Below are 19,734 nucleotides of genomic sequence, written 5' to 3'. Positions count from 1 at the left end.
GTTTCCCTATATGCTGACTATTTTAGCTACTAACTCACGACTAAAGTCACAAGTGTGCGTAGCTATTTTTTAATCAAGCTGTTCAATTGCTCTAGTATTTCCAATTAATCCATCTACCATGAAAGCCAAATGCATCATAAGCCCAATTACTTTGTCATATTTTTTTTCTACATTAAATATCAAAAATAGCTCATCAGACACAGATTTTATATCCTTAAATATTCTATTATAATTAGAATTTTTTAAAGATGTTCTTAGTCCTTCAACTACATCATCATAACCAATACTTATCTTTATAATATTTTTTAATTTATTTATATTTTCATCTTTATCTATATCTTTTTTGCTGACATAGTCAATCCCTTTAACATTAATTCTTTGTTCATTGATTAATGCTACAACATTACTGCTTTCTTTTAGTTTTGCAATATTTAAACTTAAATCTTTTTCTGTTTTATATGGTACAGATATAATATCTATTCCATCTAAATACCTATTCATTTTTTCTTCTAGTATTTTTCTTGTCTTGTTATCTACACCTTCTGAAACATGCGATGCTATAATAATTGTTTTAGATAAGTTTTCTTTATTTTGAATTTCATTAGCTCCAAAATAGTACTTTCTTGTATTGACAATGGAATTATATACATCATTTAATGATAGCCCCATGTTAGCTTTTTGAACTGCTTCTAACACAGTTAATGTGGTCACCATAGGAACTACTCTTACATCACACTTTTTTTCATTTTTTATAATTTCATCAAAAGAATTTAATGAGCCCATATCTGTAAATAGTAGTATATCTTTATTGTCTATGTTATTAATCAATCTTTTAAAATCTATAATTACTCTTTCATAACTTTTATCCAACTTCATATCAAATGAAATAGCATTACATTCTCCAATAATATCACTAACTGCTTTCACCATACTACTTGCTGTAGTTTCCCCATGCATTGTAACTATGATATTAAAGTTATTCATTATTTTATTTTGCTCATCTTGTTTAGCTTGTACTATAAATAATGTAATATATGCTACAGTTTCTATAGATAAAAATAAATCAAATTCATTCTCAATTATTCCAACTATTTTCAAGGCTGTCCTAAATTCACTTCTATTATTTCTTCTAATTTGATTTAAGTCTATATTGTTTGTAGAATTATTTTTATCTAATACATTTTTTATGTATATTGCCATTGACCTAAATATTGATTCATTTATATTTATTTCTTCATCTTCCTTAATAATTTGTCTTATTACTTTACACATATTTTTAAACTTAACATCATTAAATAATGAGTTATCTGCTATATTCATTTCTACAGACTCATTAAGATTGGAATTTACTGCATTAATAATGTTCATATTATAGTTAATAATTTCTTCTTCCCCAAATGGTGTAAATAAAAAGAATTCTATTCCATGTGTTATAACTTCATCTGCTTTAATAGACTTATCTCTATAATCATCATTCACTTCATTTATCGACTTATCAAAGTATTTTTTCTCTATATAAATTGGTTCTTTATTGTTTATTTTATATCTTAAGTATCCATTTGCAACAGCTAACTTTATATCATTTTGAAGTTGACCTACATTATTTTTACAATCATAAAGTAGTAATGATTTAATTATTTCCCTATGTACTTTTATAGAAATAGAAATACTTTTTGATTCTTGCTTAAAAAAGTTTTTAACTAATTCCATTCTTTCAATCATGGTTCTATTTCTCAATGAAGGTATTTCTATTTTCATAGGTATTCTTCTATTAAATGTATCTAACAGTGTTGATGTTGGATTTTCTGTAGTAGCACATATTATTAATACCTCAGACTCTCTTTCCTTAGTCGCATCTCCTAACCTTTTAAATGTTCCCTTATCTATAAAAGTAAACAACATCTCTTGACCTTCTGCTGGTAATCTATGAATTTCATCTAAAAATAATATCCCTCCATTTGCAATTTCTAAAAGTCCCTTTCTTGAAGATTCTGCTCCTGTGTAAGCACCTTGTTCCACTCCAAAAACATGTCCCATAAGTAATTGTGGGTTATTTGCATAATCTGCACAGTTAAATGTTATAAAGGGTGCTTTATCTTCTCTAATTCCACTATCTATAGAATAATCATACATGTACCTAGCAATCATACTTTTTCCTACTCCTGTTTCTCCATAGATAATGGTATGGAGTCCATTTGTAGGATAGAGCATTGCAACTTTACATTTTTCTATTATAGGTCTTAAACTTTGCGTTTTACCTATTAAGGTTTCAAAACTATCTTTTTTTATTTTAGTTTCTATTTTTATTTCTTTTTCTATATCAAGCAACTCTTCTTCATTAATACTAACATTTGCAGGAACATAATATACTGGTTTTCCTTTTATCTTTGTAACCATACCTTCATTGAACAATTGGTTCAAATATGTACTTATATTGTTTCTTGCAATTCCAGTTTTTTCTGATAATCGATTAGCTGTAATTCCTTTTCCATTTTCCCTATATAATGCTTTTAAAACTTCCATTACTTTATCTTTCTTATATATCATTACAACCTCCCCCCACATTTGTAATCTCTTATTAATCTATTCTTAAATTTTATTTTATCTTATGAATAATATATTTTTGTTGTTTTTAATTTTATTATATTTGAAAAACGGGAATAAAAAAACCTATTTTTGGAATGGTTCTAAAATTTATCCAAAAACAGGCTTTTAATTCACAGTTAAAACAACTAGTCATTACTTAGAGTGACTTTATACTAAACAACTTTTAAATTTTCTTGATATTTATTTATCTCTGATTTAGAAGAATATACAAAATGACCATCTGAAACTTCAATCCAACTCAATGACTTCTCATTTAAACAGTCACATACATTAGAATTATACTCTACTCTATTTCTTGACTTAGCATATTTAGGGTCAGGAATAGGAATCGCAGAAAGTAAAGATTTTGTATATGGATGAATAGGATTATTATATAATTCATTTGAACTTGCTAATTCTACTAATTTTCCATTATACATAACTCCTATACGGTCACTAATATGTCTCACCATAGATAAATCATGAGCTATAAATAAACAAGTTAAATTCTTTTCTTGTTGTAATTTCTTAAATAAATTTACAATTTGCGCTTGTATAGATACATCTAAAGAAGCTATAGGTTCATCAGCTATTATAAATTCTGGGTCTACTGAAAGAGCTCGTGCTATGCCAATACGCTGTCTTTGTCCACCTGAAAAATCAGAAGGATACTTATTTGCATAACTTCTATCAAGTCCAACTAGATTTAACATCTCATATACTTTATTCATTCTCTCTGTTTTATTTTTACAGACACCTTGAATTTTTAGTGGTTCTGAAATTATATCTGCAATTGTCATACGTGGATTTAATGATGAAGTAGAATCTTGAAAAATAATCTGCATGCTTTTATTTACATCTTTTTTTATAAATTTATACGTTTTTTTATCTGAGATACAATTTCCTTTGTAAATTACTTCTCCACCAGTAGATTCATGTAATCTTATTATAGTTTTGCCAGTTGTGGATTTTCCTGAACCTGACTCTCCTACTAATCCAAATATCTCGCCTTTATATATATCAAAACTTATATCATCAACAGCTTTTACAGTAGTACTTTTATCCAAATGAAAATATTGTTTTAAGTTTTTTATTTCTAGTATTTTTTCTCTATTCATTAGAAATCACCCTTCCACAATTTACTCTAACTGGTATATCTACTTTAGGTGCATCTGGATGCAATAACCAAGTTGCTGCACTATGTGTATCATTAATTTTAAACATTGGTGGTTCTTTTTCATAATCTATTTTAAGAGCATTTTTATTCCTTACTGCAAATGCATCTCCTTTTGGAGGATTCAATAAGTTTGGGGGCATTCCAGGTATATTATATAAATAATCATCCTGTGAATCTAAAGTAGGTAATGAGCCTAACAAGCCCCAAGTATATGGATGCCTAGGGTCATAAAATATATCTTCTACTGTTCCAATTTCTACAATCTTTCCTGCATACATGACTGCTATTCTATTAGCTATAGTTGCAACTACACCTAAATCATGAGTTATAAATATTATTGATAGACCTATCTTATCTTGTAAATCTTTTATTAGGTCAATTATTTGAGCTTGTATAGTTACATCTAGAGCTGTTGTAGGTTCATCAGCAATCAATACTTCTGGATTACAAGCAAGTGCTATAGCTATTACTATACGTTGTCTCATTCCACCAGAAAAATGATGTGGAAATTGTTTAAATCTTTTTTCTGGATTATCTATTCCAACCAATTCAATAAGTTCCAAAGCCCTTTTTTTAGCCTCACTTTTACTTATACCTTGATGAATCACTATAGTTTCTGATATTTGCTTTCCTATTGATATAGTTGGATTAAGAGATGTCATAGGGTCTTGAAATATCATTGATATATTCTTCCCTCTGATAGACTCCATCTCTTTTTCAGAGTTTTTAACCAAGTCATTTGATTTAAATAAAATTTCTCCATTTTTAATATATCCATTATATGGGAGTATCCTCATCAAACTCTTACATAATACTGATTTCCCACAACCAGATTCTCCAACTATAGCAAGTGTTTCACCTTTTTTTAGATTAAAAGATACATTTCTTACAGCCTGCACTTCTCCTTCTTCTACTTTAAAACTTACAGATAGATTATTAACCTCCAATAAATGTTCCAAAAACCATCAACCCCTATGCTATTCAAACCCTAGGGATGTATTTATATCCCTAAGGTTTCTAATTAATTTAAATGTTATTCAATTGTCCAATCAGCTATGTTCCAGAATATACCTACACCATGATGACCTAGAACTGTATCAGGTGTTAGCCCTTTGATATTTGGTTTTCCAACATAGATTGCATCTATATAAGCAATAAATGTGTAAGGCATATCTTTAGTCATTTCTTCTTGGAATTGTTTATATAATTTTAATTTTTCATCTTTATTTTCTGTCTCTCTTGCTTTTTGAAGTATTTTATCTATGGCAGGATTAGAGTAAGCACTGTAATTTGCACCTTTATCTGTTCCAAACACTTTATATGTGTGGTCATCTGGGTCAAATGGACTTCCCCAACCGATTAAATGAGCATCTTGATTAGCCCAATCTGTTTCAGTTACAACCACAGCTTTAGCATCCACGCCTATTTCTTTTAACTGTTGTGCACATATTTTAGCCATATCAACTCTAACTTGGTCACTCTCACCTGCTGTTATTTCAAAAGCTAGTTTAGTACCTTCTTTTTCATAAATTCCATCAGAACCTAACTTCCATCCTAGCTTTTCAATTTCTTGTTTAGCTTTTTCTGGATTATATTCAAACTTTTCTATATCAGGGTTGTTATATGGTCCCATTTGTAAAGGTGAATATGCTGGCACACCATGCCCTAATAACACACTATCAACTATTGCTTTTCTATCTATTGCATAACTTAAAGCATTTGGTAATCCTTTAGTTTTTTCATCTTTAAAGAACTTAGAGTTAAAATTGTACAATATACCTCTATAGTCTGCTGTTTTCATTATATTTACTTTAAAGTTCTTTTCATCTTTTTCAAAGTTAGACATGTCTTTAGGAGTTACTTGAGCTAAGTCTAATTCTCCTGATTTCAATTGCATTGCTTTAGCCTTATCATCTGGAACGATTTTAAATACTACTTTATCTAAACCTGGCTCTTTTACAAAATAATCACTATTTTTAACAAGTGTTATACTTTGACCTTTATCCCATTTTTCAAGTTTAAATGGTCCAGTTCCTATTGGTTTTTGATTAAATTCATCAGTAGTTATATCTTTACCTTCTAATGCATGTTTTGGTAATATTCCTACTGTCAAATAATCAAGCATTGCTGTATTTGGAGCTTTTAAAGTAATTTTTATAGTAGTATCATTAACTACATCAATTTTTGTTATATCTTCATAATTTGATGCTATTTCAGAAGCATTGTCTGGCTTCATTATAGTTTCTATTGTAAACTTAACATCATTTGCTGTAAATTTCTCTCCATCATGCCACTTAACATCATCTCTTAAATTAAAAGTATATGTATTTGTTGCCTCATCAAATTTCCAGTCCTTTGCTAGACAAGGAACTACTTTATTGTTTTCATCATGAGCTGTTAATCCATTAAATATTAATGAATTTATTTCTCCATGTTCATATAGTGCAGGATTTATACTTGTATAGTCATTACTTCCATAAACAAGTACCTTTCCATCTTTAGATGTATCTGCTTTTTTATCTTTGTCTCCTCCACTAGAACAACCTGCCATTAGACTAAGTATCATTACTAAACTTAAAACTTTTAACTTCTTTAATTTCATGATGCTCCCCCTTTTGCTTTTTATAAAGTATTTTTCAAAGCTTTGACCCCATTTATTTAAATAGATATTTCAAATACCTCAGTATTTGTTTATTTAGTGCTCAAATGCTGATTTATAAATTACTAGATTTTTTATTATTATTTTTTCTTACATAATTCCCTATATTAGTTATACACACTAATGTAGTAACCAAAAACATACCTGGAATAAGTATAATCCACCATCTATTTGAAAGTAATGCTTCTTCTGATAAAGATAACATACTTCCCCAAGAAACAATTTCTATTGGAAGACCTATACCTAAAAAACTAAGTGTTGATTCAGTCCCAATAGCTGCACCTATGTTTGTTACAACCATAAACATTATCGATGCTACAAAGTTTGGAAGTAAGTGCTGTTTTAATGTATAGAAGAATCCTCCTCCCATACTTTTAGCTGCTAGTATATATTCGCTATTTCTTATTTGTCTAACCTCTGTTCTTACAATCTTAGATATATTCATCCAGCTCGTTATACCTATTACTATAGACATAGATATTGGATTTGAATTTCCAAGTATAGCCTGTACAAATATTATGATTAATATTGAAGGTATACTAAGTATAATCTCTGTAAATCTCATCATTGCATCATCTACAAGTTCGGACGCTAAACCACTTATACTTCCATAAATAATTCCTATAGCAGTTGATATTATGGTAGAAAACAATCCTATAAATAAAGATATTTTTCCTCCATACCATATCATAGAATATATATCTCTACCCATTGAGTCTGTTCCAAATAAAAAAGTTTTATTTGGAGCTAAGTTAGAGCTTACTAAATCCATGTATGTTGGTTTATGTGTCATTATAAAAGATGAAAATACACTTCCAATAACTATAATTGATAAAATTATAATTGATATATATGGTAATTCTTTAATTTTTTCAAATAAGGTTTTCCTTTTTTCTATATGTTCCTCTTCTTCTACTAAAATATAATTTTCTCCTACAATTTCAAAATCACTACATTGTGGCTTCATTAGTATCACCTCTATCATATTTCATTCTAGGGTCTATTTTATTGTTTATAATTTGAGCTAGCATATTACCAAATACTACTAAAGCCCCTGTTATTAAACATAAAACTAATAACATATTATAATCATGATACTTTGCACTTTCAAAACAAAGAGTTCCTAACCCTGGATAAGAAAAAACTTTTTCAACTACATAAGTTCCTCCCAATATGTGAGGTATTGAAATGGCCATTATACTGATATACGATGGCATTATATTTCTCAGGCAATGCTTAAAAACAATGGTTCTATTATTTAAACCTTTTGCCTTACATAACAGTACATAATCTTCTCTTATTTCTTCTAGCAATTTATTCCTTATCATATATGTGTAATACCATAAATGACTTAATATAAGTACTGTAAGAGGTAAGATTAGATGTGATACCCTACTTAATATGTTGCTTTCTTCTCCCATTGCATAGGCACCACTGCTTGGAAGTACACTTAAGTTTATACTAAATATAAGTATAAGTACTAAAGCAACCCAAAATGATGGAATACAGTTGGTTATTGTTCCTAGCTTACATATAATTCTATCAATGAGCTTATCTTCATGTAGTGTACAAAATATTCCTAACAATAAGGCTAGCACAAAGGTAAGTATATACCCTGAACCACCTAATATTATGGTATTTATATAGACATCATTTATAACAGAAGTAACATTTTGTTTATATTTAAATGAAATTCCAAATTCTCCTTTTGACGCATCCGAAATCCATTTTATATATTGGCTATATATTGGTTTATCCAAACCAAGTTTTTTCATAGCATTTTCTTTTTCCTGAATGCTCATTCTTTCTACACCATCTCCATAGTAAGATATTAATGGGTCTCCTGGAGCAAGTCTTGCCATGTAAAAAACAACAAAAGATAATAAAAACATTACTAAAATAAACTGCAACAACTTTTTAAGTATATCCTTTAACAAACCCCTATTCCCCCTTTGTTGCAATAAAAAAAACCACATAAAAGTAAACGTCAAGTAACGTTAAAACCTTCGTGGTTCTATTATCATTAAACAAATTAAATTTTCAATATTTATCTATGAATTAATTTTAGCATCATTTATTAACTGTGTAAACAAACTTTTTAAAAATTGTTAAAATTTCATCAAATTGTTTTATTTATACCTAAAATAAAATTTTTATGTTCTATTTTCTAGCGTTTATTATAAAATCATAAATTTTTAGGTTGACTATATTGATAAATTATATTATATTGGTTTCTATGCAAACCATTTAAGAGGTGATTTTATTGAAAACTAATTATGATTGTTTTAGAATAGCTATGCTTTTAAAAGAACTCTATTCTAAAACTATGTACACAGTAGAAGAAAATTTTAAAGAAAATGGATTAACACATCAACAGATTATAGTTATAAAGCTGATAGCTCATAATCAAGAACTTACAATATCACAATTATGTGATGAAATGTCTCTAGCTAAAGGTACAGTTTCAGGTATAATCAGCAGACTAGAACATATTGGCTATATAGAAAAATTCAAAAAATCTGAGGATAAAAGAAATACATATGTTAAGTTCACGAAGACAGGGCTTGAATTTGCAACAAACTTTAAAACTAAAATGCAAGAAAGTTTTAATGATATATTTAAAAACTGTGATGAACAAGAATTAAATGACTTAGTAAAAAATCTTAGAAATATATTAACAAAGATAAAGGAGAGATAATTATGAATTCTAAATTAATACTTGCAATAGTATTTATAACATCAGCATTAATTTTCTACACTATAGGTGTATTTGGAGAAAGAAAGGCTAAAATTTTAAAGAAGAAACATGTAATCATATTTTGGCTTGGTTTGATATTTGATACATTAGGAACCTTTACCATGAGTAACATAGCTAATAGTAACACATTCTATGTAAAATCCGCTTTATCTCAAAGCCTTCATAGTATAACAGGTCTTCTTGCAATCGTGCTTATGCTTTTTCATGCAGGTTGGGCTACTTTTGTTCTATACAAAGATGATGAAGAAAAGAAAAAATTCTTCCACAAGTTTAGTATAGTTGTGTGGGCTATATGGTTAATTCCATACTTTATAGGTATGTTTATTGGCATGGCTGGATAATGGATGTATAATAGAATATAAAAAAAAGTGTGTAAGAAATTAAATATACACTTACACACTTTTTATACATCACTTTTTAAATTGATTTATGTACACTTATATATAAAATCTATTTATTAAACACCTAATACTTGAGTTACTCCTGGAACTTCACTAACTAAAACATTTTCAATAATAGCTTTTATTGTCATAGTTGCCCCTGGGCATCCACTACATGCACCTTGTAGTTTAACTAAAACTACTCCATTTTCATTTACATCTATAAGCTCTACATCCCCACCATCTCTTTGTAATACTGGTTTTATCTTTTCTTCAAGTACTTTTTCAATTTTTTCTCTCATAATTATTCCCCCCAGAAATATTTTATTATCAAGATTATACCAATGGTTTAAATTTTTGTCCATCCAATGATTTATCAAATTCTATTTTTGCTTCATCAATAATTTCAGTATTCATAAATACATCATAAGCACTACAAGCCAACACTTTAGCTGAATTTATCATAGCAGAAAATCCCATACTTGAACCTGCTGATGAACATGACTGCCATGTATGACTTGCAATTCCAACAGGCCATGCTGCCATTGCAAACTGAGCCACTGGTATAACATAACTTACATCTCCAACATCAGTAGAACCTGCTAGCCCTTTATCTTTATCTCCATCAGCTATCCTCTGATGTATATAACTATCTACAATAGATTTATCATTTTGGAATGATGTTGCTACACCCAGTCTTTCCTCTCTAGTAAGAGTATCACATAATTTTTTTGCAAATTCTTCTTCTTCAGGAGTAGCTTTAGGACAACCAACAAAAACCATATTATTGTAAACTAAATCAGTCAGACATTGATTTGGTATATAATCATATATTCCATCTGTAACTGTATACTCCATTTCAGTTTCTGTCATCATAGCTGCTCCTTGTGCTACTTTTACTAATCTATCAAGAACATGCTCTGCATCCTTTGCTTTTTTACCTCTAATAAAATACCAGCTTTCAGCAAAACCAGGAACTACATTAGGTCTTCCACCACCATTAGTTATAACATAGTGCATTCTTATAGAGTCAATCACATGCTCTCTCAAATAATTTGCTCCAACATTCATAATTTCAACAGCATCAAGTGCACTTCTACCATTATGTGGAGCTTGTGCTGCATGTGCTGTTATTCCTTTAAACTTGAATTTAATAGATAAGTTTGCTAGACTTCCACCTCGCCAAGGTGCATTTATATCAAAAGGATGCCATGTAAATGCACAATCTACATCATCAAAACATCCATTTACACACATGAAAGTCTTTCCTCCCCCTTCTTCTTCAGCAGGACAACCAAAATATTTTATTGTACCATTAAACTTATTTTCTTCTATTAATTTTTTTATAGAAACAACAGCTCCTACCCCTGCTACACCTAATAGATTATGACCACATCCATGACCTGCTTCACCTTCTACCAATGGATTTCTTTCTGTACTTACAGATTGTGATAACTCTGGTAAAGCATCATATTCTCCAAGTATTCCAATCACTGGTTTACCTTTTCCAAAACTCGCTATAAATCCAGTAGGTAAATTTTCTACTTCTTCAATTTCAAACCCCTTTGATTTTAGGTATTCTTTTTGAATGTTACTTGCATACTTTTCTTCAAAAGCTAGTTCTGGATTTTCCCATACTTTTTTAGACAAATCTATTAGCTCTTCTCTTATTTCTTCAATGTTATTTATGATATACTCTTTCATAATTCCCTCCAGATATATGTATTTTGATATACTTTACAGATTATATTATATACTAACATTCTATTTATTCATAATTTTTTGTTAATTAATTTGTTTCATATATTTTTCTATAGAATGTATCTTACCTTCATTTTGTTTCTTCATAAAATCAATATATTCAATCTTCCATGATGTAGTTTCAGATTTCTTACTTACTAAAAACTCTAATAAATTGATTTCTTTCATTCTCATATCTTCATAAAATACAACACTACCCAATATTGCCAATTCCAATTCGCTTAATTCTGAAAATAGCATTAAATACTCTTCTTCAAATAAGCATTCAGCTTCTAGGATATCAATAAAATCTTTTTTTGCATTAATATTTTCCTTTATTATCTTTATTTTTTCAACTATAGATGTACTATCTAATATTTTATTGAATACCTCTCTAAATGATTCATCATCTAATTTACTTTCATCATCAATAATATAATTCTCTAAAGACTCATTTTTACTACTACTTACAGTTATCATACCTTTAAAAATATCATCCCTTATTGACCCCAGCACAGATTCAATAAATATATTTTCATATCTTTTAATATATCTTATCATTACTTCATCTTCTATGTTTAATCTTTTTATCAGCACTTCAATTGCTTTCATAAGTAATGATGTTATCTTTTTATTTTTCCTAATTTCTCTATTAATTTCTTCAAAATCATTATAATTTAAATTATTATCCACCTGAATCAGTTCAATTATATTATTTTCTTCATAATCTATAACTTCATCTTCAACATTATTATTGTACATGCTTTTAAATTGTCTTTCTAAAAACTCATATTCATATTCTGAAATCTCTAAATTAGTTGGTTCATTGCCTAAAATCGTAGAAAAAATACAATTGTTTATAATAAGTTCAAATAAATTTATAAGTATAACATCACAATCTATTTTATAAGTCACTCCATAATCATAAAATAATTTTTCTCTATCTTTCTTCTTAAATAAATTACAAAACCTATTTTCTATGTCTATACTCTCGATATAATTCTTTACATAATAGATACCTTGAACATCCATATCGTCTAATGCCAATGGATAATCTATACTCACTGGAATGTCATGAGCTTCAAATTTTATAACATAATTTTTAAAGAAACTTGATAATTCTACCAAAGTATCATTATAGGCTATTGAGTTGGTATCTAACTTTCTATTTATCATTAATTCATAAAAACTCTCTAACTCAATTAAATCATTTTCTAATATTTTAATACCTTCTAGATACATGTTTTTTATATTTTTAGCAGTCAGCTCTACAACTCTCTTTTCTAAATTTTCTAGCTTATTTATATATGCATCAATAGCATACCATAATGAAATCAACAACTTTTCGGCAACTTCTGTCCTTACTGATGTACTTTGACCATTTGTATATTTTTTAATTAAATCTATGAGTATTAGAGATATTTCTTGCTGTATGCTATATACTTCTCTTTCGTCTATTAATTTACAATCTAGACATTCCTTAAGCAAAGATATTGAATATTGATTTTTTATTAAATTTTTTTCATTTATATTAATATTGCTTAGATTATTTGACATAGCTACTCTCTCCTATCATAGATTAAACTTCTCCAAACTTAAACTTTTTTGCGAATTCATCTGCTTCTCCTCTTACATTATCTAGATTTCCTGAAAATTTTTCATAAAGTTCATCTAGTAGTTCTATAATTTCATTATCACATATCTTATCATCAGTTTCATTTTTTAAATAATAAAAAATTTCTTGCATATCATTAATAGTTTCTAAATAATCGTTTATATTTGTAAACTGTGATTTGTATATGTTTTCTATCAATTGTTTTGTAGTTTTTATATCTAACTCTATTCTGCCATATCCCTTTAAAGTATAATTTCTTGAAGTTATTATATCTTTTACATCAGATTCTGAAAGTGCTAAACCATACGCCTTAGATTCTTCATTAGTTTCAAGCAATTCATTCCTTTCTATCTCTTTTAAGCCTTGGTGCATAGAACTCAAAATAATAGGTGATATCATTTAAAATTCTCCTTTTTTTATTTTTCTATTGACTTTTTCGTGTTTTTATGTTATATTTAAATTAGTATAAATTATTTCATTCACTACTTATAATAGTATTATTATAAGTAGTTTTTGTCAATTCAAAATTAACATCTCAATCAAATTTTTCAAAAAAAATACCATCACTCAGATATATAATTTTCTATAACTACCTTTTTACAGTTATTTATAATTAAACTCTAAGCAATGATATCTTTATTAATTTATTTATCTTTTTTAGCTCTACTTCTACTTTTCTTTACATTTGAACAATTTCTACAAGAAGGTGAACAATATTGAGATTTGGAATTTGTAGGAATATAAATTTTACCACAATACTTACATTTATTTAAAGAAGGAGGCTCACTTGTAATTGCGAACGCATATATAGTCTCAATTGCAGTCTTCAAAGAATCAAATTCCCACGCAATAGTTGGTTTATCCAATTGACTTATGGAAAAACCTATCTTTTGAGGATTAAACCCTCCAGACATGATAGTAACACTTTCAGTTAATAGATTGGATGTGTTTTTATATACACAAACTTGATTAAAGTGTCTACACATATCTTTAGCAAAACTTACAATCCAGTCTAATTGTTCAGTATAAAACTTTGAAAATACTAAATCTAAAATTAATGGTCTCTTTCCAAAAAACTTAGGTGACTCTTCTCTTTTTGATACATCTATACCTCTTCTGTATTTCTTAAAATACACATCATCATCACTTGCAAATGGTATAAACATATTTACATATTCATCAGTACTCAATATATTATCCTTTGTAATATAATTCTTTTCAATCATTAGTACTCTTTCTTCTCCAACTATGTCTCTATTATATACACTTGAATAAATTAAGCCCAATAATCCATATTTCTTTACAAATTCAAGTACTTCTTTTTTTAATCTCATTTCTTTTGTCTCTTTTGGTATGTCTTGCAATGCTTCTTGTCCTATACAAATTATGTCTACTATTATGTCATCTGCGACATCAAATGGATTATACATAGTAAATACAGCATCTTCAGTTGGAACTATATATAATTCATCTTCTTCAGTAATTTTATATTCATAATCACTATATTTAATCCAGTCACTTGCAAAATTTCCTATTAATTCTATTTTTTTATTCATAATAGGTATGCCTCCTCTCAATGTAATATTTAATTATAATTTACTATTACATTCTAAGTTTATTCTATAATTTTTACTATGTCAACTATTCTTTTATATTTATATAATATAAAATATATACTAAACTTATCAGGCTAAAATACCTTGTTTATATCAATTAACTCATAATTAAATTTATAAAAACTATTTACATCTGAAATCAATCTCTTTATAATTAATATGTAATATATTTTTATATTTACATATTACAAACAAATTATGAAAAGAGGAATCTAAAATATGGATAGAAAACGTGAATTAAAACAACTATATAAAGAAATGAAATTTGACACTGGAGTATTTATAATAAAAAGCAATATTACCAAGAAGATTTACCTAGGAAAGAGCAATGACATAAAAAGCAAATTTAACTCCCTCAAATTTCAGCTTAGTGCTGGGTCCTGTATGATAAAAGATTTAAATAACGATTGGAAAAAACATGGAGAAAAAGCTTTTACATTCGAAATCTTAGAACTTATAAAACATGATGATAATAAAACTGAAAAAGACTACTTAGAAGAACTAGATATTTTAGAGATGGTTTGGTTGGAAAAGTTAAAAGAAGATAATTCTTATGAAATTTATTCTATATAAAAACTATGTGATATAAGTAAAGAAACGCATTTCTTTTAAACAAAATGCGTTTCTTAAATAACCTATACCACTATAAATAATATACTAATTTTGTAATATATATTCACTTTACTGATAACATTATATTACTTTTTTACAGCATTCAGACACTGCTCTATAATATTCTTATCGCTTATACCTATTGCTGTTACTTTATTAGCTCCCTTTAATACACTCTTATCACTTTTATTTGAAACCAATACAACAGGAACATTTTTTGCAAGTGGTGATGCAACTAGTGTATAAACCAAATCATCTCCACTTGTTACATAAAATTCTTTTGCTCCATTATAGAACTTTTCAATTACATTTTTATTAGTTTGATATCTATCAACACCACCAATTCTAGTTGCTCTATATCTATTCACTATGTAATCGCTTAATGTAGACTCTCCTCCAATAGCATACACTGGAACAGGAGAAACACCAAATAATGGGTCTAAATCTGTATCTTCTTCTGCTGAAGCTATATCTTTTGTCAATATTATAGGAGAACCATCTCTATACGCAACAGATGCAACATTCACTGCATCAGCTTCATCTTTAAATCCATTTACTAAAAACATCTTATCACTACTCTTGATTTTTTCTATTTCACCTGCAATTTTATAACTTGTATCTACTCTATCTACTCCATCAATTCTTATAACTTGCATTCTTCTCATAAGTAACATTTTTTCTACATCTTTACTTATAGTATTCTCTCCACCTATTACATATATCTTAGTAACTCTATTTAATCTTTGCAATGTTGCCTCTGGTATATCATTCTTGTTAGTTAATAAAATGGCTGCATTGTTTACTCCTGCAAGACCGCTAGCAGCGATACCATCTACCATCGTAGAATCAGAGTTAATTAAAACTGCTGTTGTAAAATCTTGCTTATCTGAAATAAGCCCAGCTGTCTCATATTTATCTACCCCTTGAATATTTTCAATCTTATCTAGCGCATTTATTGATACTGGAAAACTAGCACTTAACAATAATGCTGAAATACCTAACGCTAATATCTTTTTACTAAACCTCATAAATTACCTCCCTAAAACAAATATAGTTAGTACTAGTATAATATAAAATCACCTAAAAATAGTGTAAAAATAGTTACATTTTTTATAAATTAAATAATATTAAATCAAACAGATTTCATCCATTAAAATAACTTCATTCATCCTATATACTAAACCATCCCAAGTTTTTTTCGACATATCTATAGATGTCCTCTCATTTGAGTCATTTAACAAAGATTGTATTTTAGTATCTATAGAATTATACAGATTATTCTCAAATATATACAACTCTTCCTCTTTTGGTATACCTTCATTCTGCATAAAAGGTAGAGGAACATACTCTATCTTTCCAGAGTTATTAATCTCGCTTCCAATCCATTCTTTAACACCAAGAATATCAGTAGTAATCACATCTGTACCACAAGATAAAGCTTCTAAAACAACAACTGGTAATCCTTCATAAAACGATGGCAACACAAATATCTGTGACCTATTAAATAGTTCAGCTAAGTCTCTCTGCTCCAATTTTCCTAGAAAATTCATCTTAAATGGAGACTTGCTTGCAAGTTTAACTATCTCATTATATGATTCGATATCACTTCCAGTACCTGCAAAATCAACTTCTATTAAATCTTCATGATATTTTAATTTAGATATCGCTTTTATAAATGGAATTAGTCCCTTTGATTTGCATATCTTACCTGCAAATACTATTTTTATTTTATCATCTTTTCTTTTTATTTTATCATCTTTTCTTTTATAGTGTTTGTTATAAAATATATCATCATTATAACCACTACCAATTACAACTACTTTACTTTCACTTATGCCAAAAGTCCTTATAATATCATATTTTTGATTTTCATGAAGAGCAAATATTAAGTCCAGTTTCCTTATATTTGATATTATATATTCTTTTTCTAAATCAATAGTATTTAGTTGTCGTAAACAGGTTCCATGACAGATAGACATTACTTTTATATCTTTTACAATCTCTCTAACAAATGCAGTTAAGAGATATAAATGGTGGCATATTATAATATCTGGCTTAAAATCATTCATAACCCTATCTATATTCACTTTAAATTGATGTTTTAATCTGTTTATCATGTCTATATTTAAATCTCTATATCTTGTACTTTCATATGGCATGGAGTCACTCATGCCTACAACAGGAAAATTTAATTCTCCGCAATTATACTTTACTGGATAAAAGCTTACATCATCTGGAAAACAATTTACATCATCATTCACATCTACCCCTGCAATTACAGCTTGCCTGTAACCTACCTTTTCAAAACCTTTTATCATGCCAGATAAGTATATACCACTACCTGTGCTATTTGGTTTTTGTGTTATTATATGAAGAATTTTCATTTTTTATCTACCTCCCTTCTAAAATTAAATAGTTTCATAAAGTTTAATCATTATATATATCTAAATATAAGCAAGACGAATCATCTTTTACTTTAAATCGTGGAACTTTAACTGCTTTATAATCGTTATCCTCAAAATCTCTTACCTTATTGTGTATATATCCTATACCAAATTTTTCTGCTATACGTATTAATTCTTCTTCTTTTATGAGATTATATCTATCACATGCACTTGTAAAACCATCACTTGTCAACATCAATTGAAAATCTTTTTTTATTTCAAGGTATCCATATATAGAATTTTTTACAGCTTCCTCATCAAAATCCAATATCCAATATCCATCTTTTGTATTTTTCTTCAATCGATTGCTTACTATTGTATCCATAACACTAGCTTTAATCTCATCAAATGTCATTTCTTCCAAGTTAGGAAGTTTACTCATCTCATCAAATACGATATTATCAAACTTACAAATACTTCTATCCTTTATAACTTTTGAATCACCATTTTTAATGAACAATGCACAATCTCCTAATAAAAAATACTCTACCTTATTTTCATGGAATTTTACGATAGCTATAGAACTCGATGGCAAATCTAATTTTTCTACCTTTATCCCATTTAATCTTAGCTCATACTCTTTTTTTACCTCTATTATTCCACTATTAACAATACTCTTTAATGATTCTTCTCTGCTTATGTTTTTATATAGGTACCTATTCCACCACTGAACATACCATCTCGCATCACTTTCATTCGATATTAAGTTTTTTCCATTAAGTCCTGTAGCACCATCTAAAACCCATGCGCCAAATGGATTTATGCCAACCACATCTTCATTAAATTTAGCTGTTCCTTGACTACATAATAGGCTATAGTCTCTTATATTTAAAGCCATATCAACCTCCAAATTGAATATCTAAAAATAAAGTTCTATTTAAAATTATACAGTAAATAAAAAAATCTACAACAAAACTTGTTGTAGATTTTAATTTAATCTATATTTGCTTTATATTTTAATGATGGAATAATCTATTTTTAGTAAAAGCCATAACTATATTATATTTATTACAAGTTAATATAACATTGTCATCACGAATAGAACCACCAGGCTGTGCTATAAAGCTTACTCCACTTCTTTTTGCTCTTTCTATATTATCTCCAAATGGGAAAAATGCATCTGAACCAAGTGCTACTCCTGTTAAAGTTTTAAGCCATGCTCTTTTTCCTTCTCCAGTTAAAGGCTCTGGTTTTTCTTCAAATAAAGTTTGCCATATCCCATCAGCAAGCACATCCATATAATCATCAGAAAGATATACATCAATAGTATTGTCTCTATCTGGACGACCTATGTCCTTTTTAAATTTTAAATTTAATACTTTAGGATGTTGACGAAGATACCAAATATCAGCTTTATTACCCGCAAGTCTAGTACAATGAATACGTGATTGTTGACCTGCACCTACTCCTATTACTTGTCCATCTTTAGCATAACAAACAGAATTTGATTGTGTATATTTAAGTGTTATTAAAGCTATAATTAAATCACGTTTTGCACTATCTGTAAAAATTTTGTTATCAGTTGGAATGTCTTTTAATAGGTCTTCATTTATTAATATTTCGTTTCTACCTTGTTCAAAAGTAATTCCATAAACATCCTTTGTCTCAATAGGCTCAGGAGTATAATTTTCATCTATTTTTACAATATTATAGTTTCCTTTACGTTTTCCTTTTAATATCTCAAGAGCTTCGTCTGTATACCCTGGAGCTATAACACCATCAGAAACTTCTCTTGCTATAATAGTTGCAGTTTCTTTATCACATATATCTGAAAGTGCTATAAAATCACCATAAGAAGACATTCTATCTGCTCCTCTTGCCATTGCATAAGCACAAGCTAATGGAGAAAGCTCTAAATCATCAACAAAATATATTTGCTTTAAAGTATCTGATAAAGGTACTCCTACTGCTGCACCTGCTGGACTAACATGTTTAAATGAAGTTGCTGCTGGAAGACCTGTAGCTTCTTTTAATTCCTTTACAAGTTGCCAACTATTAAATGCATCTAAAAAGTTTATGTATCCAGGCTTCCCATTTAACACTTCTATAGGAAGTTCTCCATTTTTCATATAAATCTTTGATGGTTTTTGATTTGGATTACAGCCATACTTTAGTTCTAGTTCTCTTGCCATATACTCATCCCTCTC

Annotated in this window: 18 protein-coding genes; 3 read left to right on the top strand and 15 right to left on the bottom strand. The window is 28.3% G+C overall.

Annotated features, from left to right (window positions below; all coding sequences use genetic code 11):
* Positions 1-69: 69 nt before the first annotated feature.
* From KGF38_RS13190 to KGF38_RS13165, 6 genes are all read right to left on the bottom strand, one after another.
* Complete coding sequence (locus tag KGF38_RS13190; protein WP_227832448.1) at positions 70-2,547, bottom strand: sigma-54-dependent transcriptional regulator; 2,478 nt, start codon at positions 2,545-2,547, stop codon at positions 70-72.
* Positions 2,548-2,759: 212 nt separating this feature from the next.
* The gene (locus tag KGF38_RS13185) at positions 2,760-3,704 is read right to left on the bottom strand and encodes an ABC transporter ATP-binding protein (RefSeq protein WP_054269476.1); all 945 of its coding nucleotides are present in this window, start codon (positions 3,702-3,704) and stop codon (positions 2,760-2,762) included.
* Positions 3,697-4,722, bottom strand: coding sequence for an ABC transporter ATP-binding protein (locus KGF38_RS13180; RefSeq protein ID WP_054269475.1), 1,026 nt, complete (start codon positions 4,720-4,722; stop codon positions 3,697-3,699). Before KGF38_RS13180 ends, KGF38_RS13185 begins: the two co-directional genes overlap by 8 nt.
* Positions 4,723-4,796: 74 nt before the next feature.
* A complete protein-coding gene (locus KGF38_RS13175; protein WP_074179221.1) occupies positions 4,797-6,365 on the bottom strand; it encodes an ABC transporter substrate-binding protein in 1,569 nt (522 codons plus the stop codon).
* A gap of 112 nt (positions 6,366-6,477) precedes the next feature.
* Entirely contained in the window at positions 6,478-7,389 is a 912-nt protein-coding gene (locus KGF38_RS13170; RefSeq protein ID WP_074179220.1) for an ABC transporter permease, read from the bottom strand.
* Positions 7,373-8,359 carry an ABC transporter permease gene (locus tag KGF38_RS13165; protein ID WP_074179219.1) on the bottom strand — a complete coding sequence of 329 codons (987 nt, stop codon included), beginning with the start codon at positions 8,357-8,359 and terminating at the stop codon, positions 7,373-7,375. Before KGF38_RS13165 ends, KGF38_RS13170 begins: the two co-directional genes overlap by 17 nt.
* A gap of 317 nt (positions 8,360-8,676) precedes the next feature.
* Between KGF38_RS13165 and KGF38_RS13160 the strand changes: the two genes are divergently transcribed.
* Complete coding sequence (locus KGF38_RS13160; protein ID WP_407812408.1) at positions 8,677-9,120, top strand: MarR family winged helix-turn-helix transcriptional regulator; 444 nt, start codon at positions 8,677-8,679, stop codon at positions 9,118-9,120.
* 2 nt (positions 9,121-9,122) lie between these two features.
* Positions 9,123-9,521 carry an HsmA family protein gene (locus KGF38_RS13155; RefSeq protein WP_054269471.1) on the top strand — a complete coding sequence of 133 codons (399 nt, stop codon included), beginning with the start codon at positions 9,123-9,125 and terminating at the stop codon, positions 9,519-9,521.
* A 116-nt stretch (positions 9,522-9,637) separates the two neighbouring features.
* Here the strand turns inward: KGF38_RS13155 and KGF38_RS13150 are convergent, their stop codons facing one another.
* The 5 genes from KGF38_RS13150 to KGF38_RS13130 form a co-directional block, all read right to left on the bottom strand.
* Positions 9,638-9,862: a NifU family protein gene (locus KGF38_RS13150; protein ID WP_054269470.1), complete on the bottom strand. Its 225-nt coding sequence runs from the start codon at positions 9,860-9,862 to the stop codon at positions 9,638-9,640.
* Positions 9,863-9,896: 34 nt separating this feature from the next.
* Positions 9,897-11,264, bottom strand: a complete 1,368-nt coding sequence (locus KGF38_RS13145) for a M20 family metallopeptidase (protein ID WP_074179217.1) — start codon at positions 11,262-11,264, stop codon at positions 9,897-9,899.
* Positions 11,265-11,345: 81 nt separating this feature from the next.
* On the bottom strand, positions 11,346-12,857 hold the full coding sequence (locus KGF38_RS13140) for a DUF6179 domain-containing protein (protein ID WP_074179216.1): 1,512 nt from the start codon (positions 12,855-12,857) through the stop codon (positions 11,346-11,348).
* Positions 12,858-12,879: 22 nt separating this feature from the next.
* Positions 12,880-13,314, bottom strand: coding sequence for a DUF6323 family protein (locus tag KGF38_RS13135; RefSeq protein WP_054269467.1), 435 nt, complete (start codon positions 13,312-13,314; stop codon positions 12,880-12,882).
* Between the two features lie 245 nt (positions 13,315-13,559).
* Entirely contained in the window at positions 13,560-14,471 is a 912-nt protein-coding gene (locus KGF38_RS13130; protein WP_176702491.1) for a CGNR zinc finger domain-containing protein, read from the bottom strand.
* A 279-nt stretch (positions 14,472-14,750) separates the two neighbouring features.
* Between KGF38_RS13130 and KGF38_RS13125 the strand changes: the two genes are divergently transcribed.
* Positions 14,751-15,104, top strand: coding sequence for a GIY-YIG nuclease family protein (locus KGF38_RS13125; RefSeq protein ID WP_074179215.1), 354 nt, complete (start codon positions 14,751-14,753; stop codon positions 15,102-15,104).
* A gap of 125 nt (positions 15,105-15,229) precedes the next feature.
* Here the strand turns inward: KGF38_RS13125 and KGF38_RS13120 are convergent, their stop codons facing one another.
* From KGF38_RS13120 to KGF38_RS13105, 4 genes are all read right to left on the bottom strand, one after another.
* Positions 15,230-16,171, bottom strand: a complete 942-nt coding sequence (locus tag KGF38_RS13120) for a cell wall-binding repeat-containing protein (protein WP_054269464.1) — start codon at positions 16,169-16,171, stop codon at positions 15,230-15,232.
* Between the two features lie 99 nt (positions 16,172-16,270).
* Positions 16,271-17,527 carry a glycosyltransferase family 4 protein gene (locus KGF38_RS13115; protein ID WP_074179214.1) on the bottom strand — a complete coding sequence of 419 codons (1,257 nt, stop codon included), beginning with the start codon at positions 17,525-17,527 and terminating at the stop codon, positions 16,271-16,273.
* Positions 17,528-17,570: 43 nt separating this feature from the next.
* The gene (locus KGF38_RS13110) at positions 17,571-18,425 is read right to left on the bottom strand and encodes a hypothetical protein (RefSeq protein ID WP_054269462.1); all 855 of its coding nucleotides are present in this window, start codon (positions 18,423-18,425) and stop codon (positions 17,571-17,573) included.
* Positions 18,426-18,543: 118 nt separating this feature from the next.
* Entirely contained in the window at positions 18,544-19,719 is a 1,176-nt protein-coding gene (locus KGF38_RS13105; RefSeq protein WP_054269461.1) for a phosphoribosylaminoimidazolecarboxamide formyltransferase, read from the bottom strand.
* Positions 19,720-19,734 lie beyond the last annotated feature (15 nt).

The sequence above is a fragment of the Clostridioides sp. ZZV14-6387 genome (assembly GCF_020657835.1).
Lineage (GTDB): Bacteria > Bacillota > Clostridia > Peptostreptococcales > Peptostreptococcaceae > Clostridioides > Clostridioides difficile_A.
The sequence above is the reverse complement of the archived record's forward strand: the minus strand, read 5'-3'. Positions and strand labels throughout refer to the sequence as shown.

Bases quoted from the DNA above. Each gene is read 5' to 3' on its own strand.
- KGF38_RS13190 (WP_227832448.1), bottom strand. From the start codon at position 2,547: ATGATATATAAGAAAGATAAAGTAATGGAAGTTTTAAAAGCATTATAT.
- KGF38_RS13185 (WP_054269476.1), bottom strand. From the start codon at position 3,704: ATGAATAGAGAAAAAATACTAGAAATAAAAAACTTAAAACAATATTTT.
- KGF38_RS13175 (WP_074179221.1), bottom strand. From the start codon at position 6,365: ATGAAATTAAAGAAGTTAAAAGTTTTAAGTTTAGTAATGATACTTAGT.
- KGF38_RS13170 (WP_074179220.1), bottom strand. From the start codon at position 7,389: ATGAAGCCACAATGTAGTGATTTTGAAATTGTAGGAGAAAATTATATT.
- KGF38_RS13155 (WP_054269471.1), top strand. From the start codon at position 9,123: ATGAATTCTAAATTAATACTTGCAATAGTATTTATAACATCAGCATTA.
- KGF38_RS13150 (WP_054269470.1), bottom strand. From the start codon at position 9,862: ATGAGAGAAAAAATTGAAAAAGTACTTGAAGAAAAGATAAAACCAGTA.
- KGF38_RS13145 (WP_074179217.1), bottom strand. From the start codon at position 11,264: ATGAAAGAGTATATCATAAATAACATTGAAGAAATAAGAGAAGAGCTA.
- KGF38_RS13140 (WP_074179216.1), bottom strand. From the start codon at position 12,857: ATGTCAAATAATCTAAGCAATATTAATATAAATGAAAAAAATTTAATA.
- KGF38_RS13135 (WP_054269467.1), bottom strand. From the start codon at position 13,314: ATGATATCACCTATTATTTTGAGTTCTATGCACCAAGGCTTAAAAGAG.
- KGF38_RS13130 (WP_176702491.1), bottom strand. From the start codon at position 14,471: ATGAATAAAAAAATAGAATTAATAGGAAATTTTGCAAGTGACTGGATT.
- KGF38_RS13125 (WP_074179215.1), top strand. From the start codon at position 14,751: ATGGATAGAAAACGTGAATTAAAACAACTATATAAAGAAATGAAATTT.
- KGF38_RS13120 (WP_054269464.1), bottom strand. From the start codon at position 16,171: ATGAGGTTTAGTAAAAAGATATTAGCGTTAGGTATTTCAGCATTATTG.
- KGF38_RS13115 (WP_074179214.1), bottom strand. From the start codon at position 17,527: ATGAAAATTCTTCATATAATAACACAAAAACCAAATAGCACAGGTAGT.
- KGF38_RS13110 (WP_054269462.1), bottom strand. From the start codon at position 18,425: ATGGCTTTAAATATAAGAGACTATAGCCTATTATGTAGTCAAGGAACA.
- KGF38_RS13105 (WP_054269461.1), bottom strand. From the start codon at position 19,719: ATGGCAAGAGAACTAGAACTAAAGTATGGCTGTAATCCAAATCAAAAA.